Source organism: Fibrobacter sp. UWCM, assembly GCF_900129735.1.
GTDB lineage: Bacteria > Fibrobacterota > Fibrobacteria > Fibrobacterales > Fibrobacteraceae > Fibrobacter.
The window spans coordinates 1-1,163 of the sequence record NZ_FQWR01000062.1; the positions used below are offsets into that span (position 1 = coordinate 1).

At 55.9% G+C, this 1,163-nt stretch carries 1 protein-coding gene; it reads left to right on the top strand.

Going from position 1 to position 1,163, the window contains the following annotated elements; translation table 11 throughout:
* The coding region (locus BUB22_RS15960) for a tyrosine-type recombinase/integrase (RefSeq protein ID WP_073116671.1) at window positions 1-980 on the top strand (980 nt) is incomplete at its 5' end.
* Window positions 981-1,163 lie beyond the last annotated feature (183 nt).

Genomic DNA, 1,163 nt, shown 5'->3' on the forward strand with positions numbered 1-1,163 from the left:
ACAAGTCAAAGGGTATCCTCACCTGGTACGCCCGAGTTCCTGACCCGTTGGCGAGGGGGTCGGTGCATTTCTTCAGTCTGGGTACCACGAGTCGCCCGGAGGCGAAGAGGCTACTGCAGGAGCGAATCCGCGAGGGGGTCTTCGATAGCAGGGTTTCGCGCCAGTCCATGACGCTAGGCGATGCCGTGCTACGGTACGAGAAACACCAGAGGGCGAAGGGCATAAAGAGCGACAGCATCGACGTGTTTCTCCGCGCCATGAAGGCGCTCAATCCGCTATATGACCGGCCTGTCGCCGAAATACGGAACAGCGAACTTGCCGACGCGTTCCTCGCCGCGAACGATGCCAACAACCCGACGACATACAACAACCACAAGACGCTCATTTCGTCTTTCTTCAACTATGTCGTCGACATTCTCGAACTGCTGCCCGCGAACCCCATCGGGAAAGCTATTCCGAAGCGCAAACGGACAAAGGCCGAGCGACACTTCTGGACGAAGGAGCAGGTGGACCGCATTGTTGCGGCAGCTCCAAATCCGGAGACGAGGCTTGCATGGGCTTTTATGGCTTTCGCAGGGCTTCGCAAGAGCGAGGCCTGCGCAATGCGTCCTGGCAACATCCACGATGGCTATATTTTCGTGAGGGGCAAGGGTGACAAGCCGGCGCGGGTTCCCGTATGTCCAAGATTACAGAGGGAAATAGACCGGTTCAACGAGAGCGGCGTCGACTGGGACAGCCTTCGTTGCACCGAGTACACACTCACTCGCATCGCGGCCAAGGCAATTCCGGAGGGCTTTCCTGGCAGGGCGCATGCGCACCGCTTCCGTCACAGCTTCGGGTCGAACCTGATTCGTGCGGGAGTGAACATTAAGGTTGTGCAGAAACTCATGCGTCACGAGAACATCCAGCTCACGCTGGACATCTACGGTCATATCCTGGACACCGATGCCGAGGACGCCATCGAGAAGGCGTTCCCTTGACATTGCGGTCTGGATAGTCTATATTTTCGTCACCCCTCCTCAGCCTTGTTTGGATAGCAGTATCCGGCAAGCAGGCCTGCCCGACAACGGCGGGCCGTTCTTTTAAAAAAAAAATGAATACTTTAATGCATACACCTTTTTCAAACCGCCCCACACAAGGAAAGAGCGAAAATATATAAATTT